The organism is Rossellomorea pakistanensis (assembly GCF_016908495.1).
Classification (GTDB): Bacteria; Bacillota; Bacilli; order Bacillales; family Bacillaceae_B; genus Rossellomorea; species Rossellomorea pakistanensis.
The window spans coordinates 580,570-594,767 of sequence record NZ_JAFBDZ010000003.1 but is presented as its reverse complement, the minus strand read 5'-3'; the positions used below and the strand labels follow the sequence as shown (position 1 = coordinate 594,767).

Below are 14,198 nucleotides of genomic sequence, written 5' to 3'. Positions count from 1 at the left end.
CACTAGTGAATTTTTGCTAAACACGTTTTCTTAAAACATGAAAGCTAAACATATCCGCCTTAAAATAGTTTACAGAGTATAGAATCGGCTCGTCAAAGTCATCAAAGTGCATTTGTTTTAAAACAAGCATCGCCGTTTCTGGTTCACACTCAAGAATGGGAGAAATTTTATCATGATATCCAACGGGCTCAATTTGAGCAACAGCATGTGTGATTCTCCGGTTTCCTTCTTGTTCAAGTACATGAAAGATTGAATTATCTTCATGTGTAAAAGCGCGAGGGAATACCCTAGCAGGTATTTTATCGACACAATATACAACCGGTTCACCATTTGCTGTTCTAACACGTTCAATGACCACGACTTCTTCTTCCATTTCAAAATTGAACCTACGGACATCTTCCTCTGTTGGACCTTGAGTGCTAGAGCTTAAGAAAATAGTACCTGGTTCCATTCCTGCCTGTTTAATCATACTTGTTACACTGTTCAACTGCTCAATACCAGAGGTAAAGAGCGGTTTAGCGTTTACAAATGTTCCTACACCATGACGACGAGTAATGACATTTTCCTCTTCTAGTATTCTAAGAGCCTCTCTAAGAGTAGCCCTACTAACCCCAAGCTGTTTTGATAAGTCAAATTCTGACGGGAGTTTTTCTTTCTCTTTATAAACCCCTGCCTTGATGTCTTTCTTTAGACGATCTATGACCTGTAAGTATAAATGTCTCGTATCCGTTTTAATTGTCATCCTGGAACCACCACCAAATTTTCTCAAGACATCAGACCTCTGACGTATTTCTTTCCTACTAATCGAAAATACTATAACACTTTTCAAAAATAAAATAAATAGGATTGTGTGATTTTGTCGAAAAAACACTAAAATACCAATATTCAGAATTCGCAAAACCAGTTTTCATTGCAGAATCCTCGAATGAAAACCCTTTCCTTTTCAGTATAAACAATAATAATACATTGGAACTCGAATATTTTTCATTTATAACAAGCAGGAGACATTTTCTTTACAAATGTAAACGCTTTTAATAGTATAACACAATAGTGGATATCCTTACTAGACGTCTGACATCATATATCTTAAATTTTTTTATTTTCCATTTAATACATATACCTCCTAAGGAAGATGATCATGTTTATAAGCACCATCCACCTCTTCAAAAAAGGATGACTCTATTGAATCATCCTTTTTCTATGATGTTTGTTCATCTGAAGGCTTTGGCACGAGTACTGTCCTCGGTTTACTTCCTTCATATGGTCCCACTACTCCGCGGACTTCCATTTCATCAATTAATCTTGCTGCTCTTGTATAACCTATTCTAAATCTCCTTTGTAGCATGGATACGGAGGCTGTTTGCATTTCAGCCACTAATTGGACTGCGTCTTCATAGACATCATCATCTACTTCCGATCTACTCTCATTCTCTGGAATTTCATCCGGTATCATCTCTTCTTGATACTGTGCCTTTTGTTGGTCTATAACAAAGTCAACGATTTCTTCTACCTCATCATCAGATAGAAAGGCACCCTGTACACGGGTAGGCTTGGATGCACCAACTGGCATAAAGAGCATGTCCCCTTTACCTAAAAGTTTTTCTGCCCCTCCTGAGTCCAATATCGTTCTGGAGTCGGTTTGGGAAGACACTGCAAATGCTATACGTGAAGGAATATTTGCTTTTATTACACCAGTAATAACATCAACTGACGGCCTTTGAGTAGCGATAATTAAATGGATACCCGCTGCCCGTGCCATTTGTGCAAGTCGTGTGATAGCATCTTCAACATCACTTGATGCAACCATCATTAAATCTGCCAATTCATCAACAATAACGACAATATAAGGAAGTAACGGTTGCTTTTCGTCATTATCATTATTTTGTCTTTTTACATATTCATTATATCCTTCAATGTTTCTAGTCCCTGTATGTGAAAACAGCTCGTACCGCCTTTCCATTTCACTAACGACTTTTTTAAGAGCTTGAGATGCTTTTTTGGCATCTGTCACCACAGGCGCCAATAGATGCGGAACTCCATTATATACGTTTAACTCTACCATTTTGGGATCAATCATCATCATTTTCACTTCATGTGGCTTAGCTCTCATGAGAATACTAGTGATAATTCCATTGATACAAACACTTTTCCCACTTCCTGTTGCTCCGGCTACAAGCATGTGCGGCATCTTGTTTAGTTCTGCTAATACCGCTTCCCCTGTAATATCTCTTCCTAGACCGATCATTAGCTTTGAATCGGGCTTGTTATTCGCTTTTGATTCAATTACTTCTCGGAGTGAAACCATTGCCACTTCTGAATTTGGGACCTCGATCCCAATGGCAGATTTCCCTGGGATTGGTGCTTCAATTCTTATATCCTTAGCAGCAAGTGCAAGTGCTAAATCATCACTTAAGTTTACGATTTTACTAACCTTTACCCCAACATCCGGGTGTACTTCATATTTCGTTACTGCAGGACCTAGGTGAACTTGAGTTACTTTTGCTTTTACACCAAAGCTTTGAAAAGTTCGCTCGAGTTTGGCTGCATTGGAATGAATTAATTGATATTCATTGCTCTGATCCGTTTGTTGTGGCCTCTTTAATAAGGAAATTGGCGGTAATTTATAATCCTTATTCTCTAATTCTGTAAAGGTAATTGGAGGTGCCTGATCCTCTTCTATAGCAGAAGAGGGAGTCTTTTCCACATCATAGCTATTATTTTCACCCTCGATTTTTTGAGTATCAAGTTTGTGCTCTTCATCTGGATATGCCCTTTCTGCAAAACTTGAAATAATCGGTTCTGTTTTCTCTTCTGTGCTATTCTCAGGAAATTGTATTACTTCTTCTTTTGCTTTTGCTTTTTCATCAGCTTTAGTCTTTTGACGTTCTTCTTTTTTCACTTGTCGTTCATCTTTCCATTCGGACAAGTCATTTTTAAATGCACTCCATTGATCACTCATGAAATGGATGGTTTTCCCTCCAACTCTGCCAATCCAGTCACCTAAAGATTTTCCTGTAATTAAAATAATTCCAATTATGATGAGAACAATACTAATTATTTCTGTACCTTGAGAGGCAAATAGAAAGTGAGAAGCAGCAAACAGGATAGCTCCAATCATACCTCCACCTAAATCAGAAGTGCTTGATTCTCCTTTAACTTCCATCCAAAATAGATCCCATGTATTTGTAATTACACTTGGATTTTGAAATGCACCATCATTCGATAAAAGTTCAAATAATTTCACATGACTTAAGAGCAGGGCACTAAATAACACAATATAAATCCCGACCAATCTTCGTTTAAATAGGTATGGAATTTGCCTTTTGATCATTAAATATCCTGCAAAAAAAAGCATTCCTAAAAACGCAATAATGTACCATTCGCCAAGGAAAAACCTAAAGAAAAAAACAAATGCTTTTCCTACTGCCCCCAATTCGATGATGGCGATTAAGCTTAAAGCGATAAGAAGCATACCAATAAGTTCATATTTAACAGTTTGTTTTATATCTGAGGTTTTCTTCTTTCTTCTTCTTTTTCTTTTTGCCACTATCAATCACCTAAATTCTTTTCCAGTATTTCTATTATGTAGTTATATGTAAGATGAAGAAAGCAGCCAACATTGGCTGCTGTTTCCATCTTATTATATCATATCCATTTTCTTAGAACATCTGATTGTTGTGATTTAACCCGCAGCCTGAATACACTTCGGTTTCGGGTTGACCGTGAGCCTCCTAGAGACACTTCGAGGTCTCACTTTGGCCACTGCCCGCAGGAATCTATATGTATTCAGGCTACTCAAAGCTTCTAAAATGTATTTCCGACTCATCTCAGGGTAGCAACAAAATTTTAGAAAACAGTCTTTTGAAAAAATCACTTTATATATTGCCCCGGACAATATTGTTCAATCAGGTAATCAGCAGGATCACTACTCATTAATCGGACGATTCTATATTGTTGATCAACTTGCTGTACAATCATTGGAATGCCTTGTCGCTCAATCATCATCTGCCCTGTATAATCAGCATCGGAAGTAGGATAAACTTGCTCATTTGGAATAACTGTATACAAGATCATTGAATCATCCCTTCTTCCTTATATCCTCCATTTTGTGAAATCAGTTCATTTAATTTCTTGATAGCTTCGCCGACACCACCTACACCATCGATTAATCCATAATTCACAGCATCGTGACCCACAACATTTGTTCCGATATCACGCGTTAGATTTCCTTTCGCAAACATTAAATCTTTAAAATCATCTTCTGTAATATTCGAGTGTTTCGTGACAAAATTAACAACTCGCTCTTGCATTTTATCTAAATATTCAAAGGTTTGTGGTACCCCAATTACTAATCCTGTAAGCCTTACAGGATGGATGGTCATTGTAGCAGTCCCTGCGATAAAGGAATAATCACATGAAACTGCAATTGGAACCCCAATAGAATGACCCCCGCCAAGTACAATCGAAACAGAAGGCTTTGATAATGAAGCAAGCATTTCTGATATCGCAAGCCCTGCTTCAACATCGCCACCAACAGTATTTAAGACCACAAGTACCCCTTCAATTTTAGGGTTCTGTTCAATAGCTACCAACTGTGGGATAACGTGCTCATATTTCGTCGTTTTGTTTTGAGGCGGTAATTGCATATGCCCTTCTATTTGACCTACTATGGTTAAACAATGAATATTTGAATCATTTGACATTTGCGGGACATTTGTTTGGCCTAATTGTTGAATCTTTTCCATCAAACCAGATTTTTGGTCTTTATCTTTATCTTGATCTCCTTTATCAGGTTCAGAACCAGGCGAAGTTTGTGGATCCTGAGACCCTTCCATCTGATAATTATCACTCATAACGCTTCACTCCTTCTTCCAAATGATATTGTATAGTATCCCTTTGAGGAAATGTTTTCATACTTGGAAAAGGAGTTTATTATGACCTTGGCATTTGACAAAAGAGCGAATGACCTTTAGGTTATAATCATTTTTATAGGAAGTTTTCGTAAACATTGTTATCATTTGTAAATAGGTTGGTTTCCTCTCCAAGTTGCTCACTTGCTGTTCCAACCAACCTTAATAAACAGCCTTTTAATAGGTTTGAATACTAATCAACTAACCTTAATGTCCGTTTTATTTCTATTTTTTTAGATGTTTTATAACCACAATGATCATCAACACTCCAAGAAAAATGGAGCCCATAAAGGATTTTGTAAAAAAATAAAATGATATAGGCACCGTTAATAAGGATAGTAACCCTGAACGAGTAAAACCTAATATTGGCCAAGAAATACACATAATTACTGCAGTGACAGCTACAGTGAATGGAGAAAGAAATAAGAGTCCACCTAAGAATGGAGCAACTCCTTTCCCTCCAGTAAAAGAGAATACAATCGGATACATATGCCCTACAACAACAGATATCATAATTAATACCAATTCCTCAATGCCAGCTCCAAAATACTCCCCAATCCATAAAGGTATAATTGTTTTAACAATGTCACCACAAAGAACTAGAAGAAAGGCAGATTTTCCGAATACCCGACCCGCATTACGGGCACCAGGATTTTGACTCCCCTCTTTAAAAATATCTTGTTTGTAGAATAGTTTCCCAATTAAATGGGCCGTTAGTATTTGTCCACAACAATAACCCATTAAAACAATAAGTAATATCATTCATTTTCACTTCGCAATTTTTATGTATTGTTTTCGAACTTAATCATTTCTATAAAAAATATTAAAAATCCTTTATTTTTATAAAATAAGAGGCCAGATCTATTCTGGCCTCTTATTATAGGAAATCGTTGTTATTTTTTTAATAAACTTGAAATGTTCATTCTTTCTTCTTCTGTTAAGGGGATAAGAGGCAATCGAACAGATCCTACATCCAACCCTTTCAATTGTAATGCTGTCTTGACTGGTGTTGGGCTGGGAGCAGTGAAAAGGCCTTTCATTAACGGAAGAAGACGTTGGTGAAGTTTTGCTGCTTTAGCCAATTCTCCTTCCAAAAATGCAGAAACCATATCTTGCATTTCATTTCCGACAACATGTGAAGCTACTGAAACGATACCAACACCACCTACTGAAAGAACTGGAAGCGTTAATGCATCATCCCCACTATAAAGTAAGAAATCATCACCAGTATTAGAAATAATTTCTGTTATTGCATCTAAATCACCACTTGCTTCTTTCACAGCGACAATATTATCGATCTTCGACAGCTCAATAATGGTCTCAGCAGATATAGTAACAGCCGTTCGACCTGGTACATTGTAGAGCATCACTGGGAGAGAAGTGGCAGCAGCAACCGTTTTAAAGTGCTCATACATTCCCCTTTGGCTCGGCTTATTATAATATGGTGCGACAACCATTATTGCATCTACACCCGCTTGTTCTGCTTTCTTCGTTAATTCAATTGTAGCGTACGTATTGTTACTGCCTGTTCCTGCAATAACAGGGATACGTTTATCCACCGCTTTAACCACATGACGAAATAGAGCTAGTTTTTCCTCTGATGATAACGTAGGAGATTCCCCCGTTGTTCCTGCAACTACGAGAGAGTCTGTTCCATTATTAATGAGATACTCCACTAATTGTGTGGTTTTTTGAAAATCAATGTTACCTTTGTGATCAAAAGGGGTAACCATTGCAGTTGATACTCGCCCAAAACGCAAGTCTTTCACGCTCCTTTATATTTCATCTAATTCCATTGTATAAGGTTCTGCTTCAAGCTGAAAAGCATCATGTAATGAGTTAACTGCTGTTTTTAGATCTGCTTCTTTTACCAGAACCCAAATGGTTGTATGACTATCTGCTGATTGTAAAATTCGAATTCCTTTTTCTGACAATGCCGAAACGATTGTTGAAGTAATTCCTGGAATTCCGGTCATCCCTGCACCAACAATCGAAACCTTTGCACATTCTCTCTCAACGATTGGTTCATGACCTAATGTTTTTAACGTCTGGATGGCACGTGCCGTCATTTCCTCTGAGACGGTATACACAACTCCAGTAGGAGAAATATTGATAAAATCGACACTAATATTTTCATTTGCCATTGCTTTAAAAACTTCAGCCTGTAGGTTATATTGATCTTTTTTAGCAAACACTTTCAGTTGTGATACATGATTAACATGGGCAATACCAGTAACTGGCCTCTTTAGAAATTTTAATTCTTCTTTTGCTCTATTAATTGAAGTGACTAATGTTCCAGGACTATCTGAATAGGTTGAACGGATTCTAATGGGAACCTTACCGCTCATTGCCATCTCGACAGCTTTTGGATGAATCACCTTTGCTCCTTGGTAAGCCATATTGCAAGCTTCATTATATGAAACAATAGATAATGGACGAGCTTTTTCTGAAATTCTCGGATCAGCGGTCATAATCCCTTCAACATCTGTAAAAATATCGATCCATTCTGCTTTTAGCGTCACTCCAAGTGCAGCTGCTGAGGTATCACTACCTCCACGACCAATAGTTGTAACATCTCCATTCGGTGCGACCCCTTGAAAACCAGCAACAACCACAACATCATGTATTCTTAATGCATTTAGCAAACGATCACATTTCATGTCAGTAATCTTTGCGTTTGTATGATCTTGATTCGTACGGAACCCAGCTTGAGCGCCAGTGAGAGCAACTGAAGAAATTCCTTCCTCTAATAACATATTCGTCATAACTAGACTAGAGATAATTTCCCCAGATGATAAAAGCAAATCCTGCTCCCTTTTGCTCAGTTTTGTTTTGTTCCCATTGATGAGAGTTAAAAGAGTATCCGTAGCATAGGTATCTCCTTTTCTTCCCATTGCAGAAACAACTACCACGACTTTATACCCTTGTGATAAGGCTTCCTTAATATGATAAATTGCTTTTAAACGACCGTTCTCATCACGTACGGATGTACCACCATACTTTTGAACTGTTAGTTTCATTTCGACACCTCGCCTGCATTTCTAGAGTCTAATGAGAGGTATGCCTTAGAATAGTGATACGAATAAAGTTCATTGATATATAGAGTAACCTCTTCTTTTATTAATGTTTTAGTAAGCCAAGACGAACTACACTTTCAGCGATCTGAACAGAATTCCATGCAGCTCCTTTTAAGAGATTATCTGAAACAATCCAAAGGTGGATTCCTTTATCATCATCTAGGTCTTTTCTGATACGCCCTACAAATACATCATTTTTACCAACAGCATTAGCAGGCATAGGATAAATTTGCTCATGCGGCTCATCTTCTAAAACAATTCCTGGTGCATCTAAAAGGACTTCATGGATATCTTTTACAGATACATTTTCATGTTCTACTTCAACATACACACTTTCAGAATGTCCTGTTACAATTGGTAACCTCACGCAAGTTGCAGCTACCTTTAATTCTTCAGAATGCATAATCTTTTTCGTTTCATTAATCATCTTCATTTCCTCAAATGTATAGCCATTGTCTTGAAACTTATCAATTTGAGGGACCGCATTAAACGCAATTTGGTAATGGTTTTGGTCTCCTTTTACCGGAAGAACTTCAGGGGTGAAATCCTCACCGTTAAGAATCGCCTTTGATTGCTCTTCAAGTTCCTCAATGGCAGCAGCTCCTGCTCCCGAAACTGCTTGATAAGTGGATACGATCACTTTGGTTAATCCAAATTTCTGGCGAATCGGTTCTAATGCTGCAACCATTTGAATGGTTGAACAATTTGGATTAGCAATTATTCCTTTATGATTCTTAATATCTTCTTCATTTACTTCCGGAACGACTAAGGGTACATCGGGATCCATTCTAAATGCACTAGTATTGTCGATACAAATCGCTCCTCGTTTTGCCGCTTCAGGAGCTAGTTCTTTAGAAACGCTTCCCCCTGCACTAAATAAAGCAATATCTACTCCTTCGAACATTTCTGGAGTTGCTTCTTGTACAGTTATCTCTTCACCTTTATATACTACTTTCTTACCTGCTGAACGTGCAGAAGAAAGTAATGTTAATTTGGCAATTGGAAAATTCCTACTTTCAAGTGTTTGAATCATTTGCTGTCCTACCGCACCTGTTGCACCTACAACAGCTACATGATAACTGGATACCATCTTTAATCTTCCCCTTCCTTGTAAACATGTCATAAAACAGTTCAATGGTTTATCGTAATAAAGAATATTCTAACATAAACAATTGTTTGACAATATAAATTTGCATGAAAAAAATAAAGTGTATATTATTTCCATTCGATATGATTAACCAGTATACACTTTGAAGAAGTTTTCCTAAATCGCAATAAAAGAAGGCTAACTACTAAAAAATAGGGGATGGTAGTAGTCAAGCCTTCTATATAGTTAATCTAAAAACCGTTCAACAACAACGGGTTGTAATTGTATTCCTTCCATTGCTGCTTCTACAGTTTCTTGTAACATATTCATTCGGGCCACCATCGATTTTGGTTTCTTCTCGGGATCATCCTGGCCAAAAGGAATAAAATAAATATCCTTTGTCGAGATCAAACGCATAAGATTAACTCCATTTAAACCGAGTGCATCATTTGTAGAAATACCTAAAACGACTGGCCGGTGATTTCTCAATGTAGCTTTTGCAGCCATTAATACTGGAGAATCTGTCATGGCATTTGCAAATTTACTCATGGAATTACCTGTTAGAGGAGCGATGATCATGCAATCAAGAGGAAGTTTTGGACCAAGTGGTTCAGCCTTTACAATCGTATCTACAACTTTATGGCCAGTAACCTCTTCTATTCTTCTTATCCAATCTTCTCCATCTCCAAACCGAGTAACAGTATTCTTTACGGTACTAGTTACAACAGGAATGACCTCTGCTCCTTCATTAACTAATTTTTCAATTTCGGGAAAAACGGCATCATACGTACAATGTGAGCCTGTTAGCCCGAAACCAATTCTTTTACCCTTTACACCCATAATGAATTCCCCTTTCTTTTACTTGTCACCTTCTAACAACTGAGATAATACATTTGCTAAAATTTGACCAGCTGTTTTCGGTGCGACTATGCCTGGAAGTCCTGGGGCCAATAATGCTTTTACACCCCTTTTTTCTGCATACCTAAAGTCCGTTCCACCTGGCTTGGAAGCTAGATCAATGACTAATGTATGAGAAGGCATTTTGGCAATTACATTTGCTGTAACAATTAATACCGGGATTGTATTTATGCATATATCACAGTCATTTACTTCGTTTTGTAGGTCATCTAAGTGAAAAGGAGTTAAACCCATTTCAGAGATTCTTGCTAGGTGTTCACTTTTCCTCGCTCCAACTTTTACTCTCGCCCCTAAATGGTGGAAAGTACGTGCCACACTCATTCCAACACGACCTAAGCCGAGTACGGTAACATTTGATCCGTGAATTGTAAAGTCGGTATGCTGTATCGCCATCATGATCGTTCCTTCAACCGTTGGGATTGAGTTGTAAATGGCGACATCATCCCGCTCAAATAGTTGAACTAGTTTTTTATTAGAGGATTGAATAATATCATCAAGGTAACGATTGGTTATTCCTGAATAAACTACACAATGAGAAGGAGCTTGCATAAGTATCTCTTCTGTTATTTTGATTTTTTCATTTGAAAAAATCGTGTCTACATCCCCGTCAAGACTGGTTCCGGGTACGGGAAGAATAATGGCATCTACCTCACTAAAATTCACTTCAGTTAATTTCTCTTTAGTCGCACCTGTAAATGCATGGTCTAACTGTTCAAAACCAACTAAGGATAGTTTTGCATCAAGTTCTGTAAGCTTACGAATGATCTCGAGTTGACGAGCATCTCCGCCTAATACTGCGATCTGCATTCCAGTCAACATCAACACTTTCACCTTCTTTTATCCATAATCGAATTACTAGAAATATAAGGTTATCACTTCAACAGTGTATGAATGTAATCTGGAATAGGTGAGTGAAGATAAGAAAGAATAGAGGAAAAAGGGGATATTTGAACCTTCGAAAAATAAAAGACGCTTGTACCTAAATTCAAGAATCCTTTTCACGAACTTTGCTTCCTTTTAGAAGAAAAGTAAGTTTCCTGTAATTTTGTGCTTAATGTCAGAAGTGAGAAGAGGGACTATGAACCAAGTGACGATTTGCCAATTTCACTATTTATAAGACCTTTAATTTGGTAAAGCAACAATCTACATAAAAAGTGCCTTGAGAATTAGGAAAAGACGAGCCATGAAGGACGGGGGTTCCCTCCCTGATGGCTCGCCATTGACTTTGGGCTTCTTAGCTTAGAGGTATTTAGAATGGAAAGTGCTCAAGTTTTTATATTGTTATTATTTCATCTATCCAACCGTGTATAATAATTTGTTAGAATTCACAACTGCAATCTAAAGAAGAAACTAGATCCTATATAAACCTTATAACTTATTTTGGATACTCTACAACAATTAGAGTTATTAATCCCGATCAGGCACCTCGAGGATAATCATATCCGTTCCAATCGTACGTATTTGATGCCATGGTACTCGAATTTCACTGCTTTGCTTCCTCATCCATTTACCAGTCGGAATGACTAGTGCACCAATTTGACCTGTTTTATCATTAAACTCCAAATCAGTTTGACCTAAGACTCCTAAACGTTCCGCCCTTTTATAATCAACAATTTCCTTCCCACTCAGTTCACTTAATCTCAAAGTAAGAAACCTCCTTTTTATTGCTCTATACTAAAATGTATATTAGGCTTTTCCTTTTTAGAACAAAAGTCTATACAAACTATGCATTAATGATTTTTATGGCGGTTAACTGATTAATTTGATTTAATTTCAATCCTTCCATAGACGAAACAAAACGGGGCTGTCCCAATAGGTGCCGGAACCATTATCAACTTCTAAATATGAAGATATTTTGAGGATTTCTTCTATATTTTGAAGATAAGGCTCCCGAACCTTAGTTTTGAGACAGCCCCGTTTTTCAAAAGTACTACCCTATATTTTTAGGCATTTCTCCATTTGGGCTGATTAGAGCTACTGAATATTCATCTGTGAAAAGAGTTTTGGCAAGCTTATTAACACTTATATCTGTTACTTTATCAATTTCTTCGACTATCTCATCAAGAGAACGATGTCGTTTAAGAAGTAATTCATTCTTTCCGTTTCGACTCATTCGACTGTTTGTACTCTCAAGACTTAGCATTAAGTTCCCTTTTAGCTGTTCCTTACTATTTGAAAGTTCTTTAGAAGTTATTCCCTCTAGTTTAAAGGAATTTAATGTAGATTGAATGGTATCAAATAATTGATCTAATTGTTTTGCTCCAGTTCCTCCATATATCGTCAACATTCCACTGTCTTCAAAGGCTGAATGATAAGAGAAAACGGAATAAGCTAGTCCCCTTTGTTCACGAACTTCTTGGAAAAGACGAGAAGACATGCTCCCACCTAATATATTATTCAGTACAATTAAGCTATAAATATCTTCGTGTCCGATATGTAATCCGTTATACCCTATGCAAAGGTGAGCCTGTTCTGTTTCTTTTTTACGAGCAATCTTATTGCTGTGAAATACAGGTTTTTCTGCTTTTTCAGGTCTACTGCCGCCTTTATAATTTCCAAACAGTTTTTCTACCTCTTTTATAAATGACTCCTGAATATTTCCGGCAATCGATACAACAACTTGATCAGGAGTATACATATCATGCATGTATTCGTTTAATGTATCTCTTGAAAAAGTTTCTAGAGTTTCTTCTGTTCCAAGGATTGGATATCCCAATGAATGATTCTCATAAACAGCTTTACTTAATACATCATGCACTATATCATCGGGGGTATCTTCATACATTTTTATTTCTTCATAGACAACATTTTTTTCTTTCTTTAACTCTTCATCAACAAATGTTGAATGAAAGAACATATCTGAAAGGATATCAAGAGCATATGAAGCATGAGTGTCCAGTACTTTGGCATAGTAACAAGTATATTCTTTTGAGGTAAAAGCGTTTACTTGCCCTCCAATACTATCAAACGATTCAGCAATTTCACGAGCTGAACGGGATTTTGTGCCTTTAAAAAACATATGCTCAAGAAAATGTGAAATACCATTATTTTTAACATGTTCGTTTCTAGACCCTGCATTAATCCAAACTCCAATTGCTACAGATCGAACAGTCGGGATTTCCTCTAGTACAATTCTTAGTCCGTTTTGACAAGTATATTTCTTAATCAATGTTAGTCCTCCTGTCTTGTTGCCTACATCTACTGTTTAGTATTAATCTCTCCTTGTTTTAGAGATTTATTTCCACCTTGTTCAATTCTTTCTTCTTTTAATACATTAGAAACGGTTCCTAACCGGAAATTCTTTTCTTTAATTTCATGAATGAGAATCGGAAGTGCACTAGCAGTGGATTGTGTTGGGTGCATAAGAATCAATGCGCCATTATGAAGTTTTGATGTTACACGCTGGATGATCACGCTTGGGCGTGGTTTTTGCCAATCTATTGTATCTATGCTCCACATAATGGTTCCCATATTCATTTCATCAGCTATTTTTACAACTTCATCCCTAATGCTTCCACTTGGGGGAGCAAACCATTTTACCTTTTTCCCAGTCGTCCCTTCGATTATCTCTGTTGTTTTTTCCAGCTCTTCCTTTGACCTTGTTGCAGAAAGGGTCTTCATATCAGGATGTGTATAAGAATGATTTCCAATTTCATGGCCTGCTTCTGCTATCATCTTTGCTAAATCGGGATTGTTTTTTACCCATCTTCCTTCCAGAAAAAATGTTGCAGAAACTTTATTTTTTTCTAAGGTTGAAAGCATGTCAGGTATATATTCATTTCCCCAGGCAACATTTATAATCAAACCAACCATGGATTTATCTGAATGGCCTTTATAAATTGGTGATGGCGGTAAATCATTAAGATGAATCTTAGGAGATACTTCTTCAAAAACTAATTTCTCTTGATCAAATTTCATCTTTTTTTTCATTTTCTCATACGATGCTTCAATATTCACCTTTAAACCATTGTATCCTGGTCTTGCTTTCCAAACAGGATCAATTTTAGCATCCTTCGCAGGAATTTCAAAATTTTCAGCCTGTTCTTGAATTTGTAGAAGTAATGTACTCTTTTCCCCCCCTGATACAGTTACCGATTCTTCTTTTAATAACGATATATACTGAGATGATAACGGATTCGAAACAACCAATATCGTTAGAATAGCAATGAAGACTATTCCAATCAAGTGTTTTTTTCCCATTATGGT

General features: G+C 37.0%; 13 protein-coding genes. All 13 read right to left on the bottom strand.

From position 1 onward, the window contains the following. Positions 1-16 precede the first annotated feature (16 nt). Positions 17-742: a GntR family transcriptional regulator gene (locus tag JOC86_RS16830; RefSeq protein ID WP_205174064.1), complete on the bottom strand. Its 726-nt coding sequence runs from the start codon at positions 740-742 to the stop codon at positions 17-19. A 456-nt stretch (positions 743-1,198) separates the two neighbouring features. After that, positions 1,199-3,547, bottom strand: coding sequence for a DNA translocase FtsK (locus JOC86_RS16825; RefSeq protein WP_205174063.1), 2,349 nt, complete (start codon positions 3,545-3,547; stop codon positions 1,199-1,201). A gap of 323 nt (positions 3,548-3,870) precedes the next feature. Beyond that, positions 3,871-4,074: a YlzJ-like family protein gene (locus JOC86_RS16820; protein WP_205174062.1), complete on the bottom strand. Its 204-nt coding sequence runs from the start codon at positions 4,072-4,074 to the stop codon at positions 3,871-3,873. Then, positions 4,071-4,853 (bottom strand): ClpP family protease, encoded by a 783-nt coding sequence (locus JOC86_RS16815; protein ID WP_419096085.1) that lies wholly within the window; start codon positions 4,851-4,853, stop codon positions 4,071-4,073. Before JOC86_RS16815 ends, JOC86_RS16820 begins: the two co-directional genes overlap by 4 nt. A gap of 282 nt (positions 4,854-5,135) precedes the next feature. After that, positions 5,136-5,672: a glycerol-3-phosphate acyltransferase gene (locus JOC86_RS16810; protein ID WP_205174061.1), complete on the bottom strand. Its 537-nt coding sequence runs from the start codon at positions 5,670-5,672 to the stop codon at positions 5,136-5,138. Between the two features lie 131 nt (positions 5,673-5,803). Next, positions 5,804-6,670, bottom strand: a complete 867-nt coding sequence (dapA, locus tag JOC86_RS16805) for a 4-hydroxy-tetrahydrodipicolinate synthase (RefSeq protein ID WP_275583413.1) — start codon at positions 6,668-6,670, stop codon at positions 5,804-5,806. Positions 6,671-6,685: 15 nt separating this feature from the next. Next, positions 6,686-7,930, bottom strand: a complete 1,245-nt coding sequence (gene dapG / locus JOC86_RS16800) for an aspartate kinase (protein ID WP_205174059.1) — start codon at positions 7,928-7,930, stop codon at positions 6,686-6,688. Positions 7,931-8,030: 100 nt separating this feature from the next. Beyond that, positions 8,031-9,077, bottom strand: coding sequence for an aspartate-semialdehyde dehydrogenase (asd, locus tag JOC86_RS16795; RefSeq protein ID WP_419096084.1), 1,047 nt, complete (start codon positions 9,075-9,077; stop codon positions 8,031-8,033). A gap of 243 nt (positions 9,078-9,320) precedes the next feature. Then, positions 9,321-9,914 (bottom strand): dipicolinate synthase subunit B, encoded by a 594-nt coding sequence (gene dpaB, locus JOC86_RS16790; protein ID WP_239587648.1) that lies wholly within the window; start codon positions 9,912-9,914, stop codon positions 9,321-9,323. A gap of 18 nt (positions 9,915-9,932) precedes the next feature. Continuing rightward, the gene (gene dpaA, locus JOC86_RS16785) at positions 9,933-10,811 is read right to left on the bottom strand and encodes a dipicolinic acid synthetase subunit A (RefSeq protein WP_205174057.1); all 879 of its coding nucleotides are present in this window, start codon (positions 10,809-10,811) and stop codon (positions 9,933-9,935) included. Between the two features lie 588 nt (positions 10,812-11,399). Continuing rightward, a complete protein-coding gene (locus tag JOC86_RS16780; RefSeq protein WP_205174056.1) occupies positions 11,400-11,636 on the bottom strand; it encodes a YlmC/YmxH family sporulation protein in 237 nt (78 codons plus the stop codon). Between the two features lie 286 nt (positions 11,637-11,922). Further along, positions 11,923-13,161, bottom strand: coding sequence for a M16 family metallopeptidase (locus JOC86_RS16775; RefSeq protein ID WP_205174055.1), 1,239 nt, complete (start codon positions 13,159-13,161; stop codon positions 11,923-11,925). A gap of 29 nt (positions 13,162-13,190) precedes the next feature. Continuing rightward, the gene (locus JOC86_RS16770; RefSeq protein ID WP_205174054.1) at positions 13,191-14,192 is read right to left on the bottom strand and encodes a polysaccharide deacetylase family protein; all 1,002 of its coding nucleotides are present in this window, start codon (positions 14,190-14,192) and stop codon (positions 13,191-13,193) included. Positions 14,193-14,198: the final 6 nt, after the last annotated feature.

Excerpts from the sequence above, each read along its gene's own strand:
- JOC86_RS16810 (WP_205174061.1), bottom strand. The coding sequence starts at position 5,672 with ATGATATTACTTATTGTTTTAATGGGTTATTGTTGTGGACAAATACTA.
- JOC86_RS16770 (WP_205174054.1), bottom strand. The coding sequence starts at position 14,192 with ATGGGAAAAAAACACTTGATTGGAATAGTCTTCATTGCTATTCTAACG.
- asd (WP_419096084.1), bottom strand. The coding sequence starts at position 9,077 with ATGGTATCCAGTTATCATGTAGCTGTTGTAGGTGCAACAGGTGCGGTA.
- JOC86_RS16820 (WP_205174062.1), bottom strand. The coding sequence starts at position 4,074 with ATGATCTTGTATACAGTTATTCCAAATGAGCAAGTTTATCCTACTTCC.
- dapG (WP_205174059.1), bottom strand. The coding sequence starts at position 7,930 with ATGAAACTAACAGTTCAAAAGTATGGTGGTACATCCGTACGTGATGAG.
- dpaA (WP_205174057.1), bottom strand. The coding sequence starts at position 10,811 with ATGTTGACTGGAATGCAGATCGCAGTATTAGGCGGAGATGCTCGTCAA.
- JOC86_RS16815 (WP_419096085.1), bottom strand. The coding sequence starts at position 4,853 with ATGAGTGATAATTATCAGATGGAAGGGTCTCAGGATCCACAAACTTCG.
- dpaB (WP_239587648.1), bottom strand. The coding sequence starts at position 9,914 with ATGGGTGTAAAGGGTAAAAGAATTGGTTTCGGGCTAACAGGCTCACAT.
- JOC86_RS16830 (WP_205174064.1), bottom strand. The coding sequence starts at position 742 with ATGACAATTAAAACGGATACGAGACATTTATACTTACAGGTCATAGAT.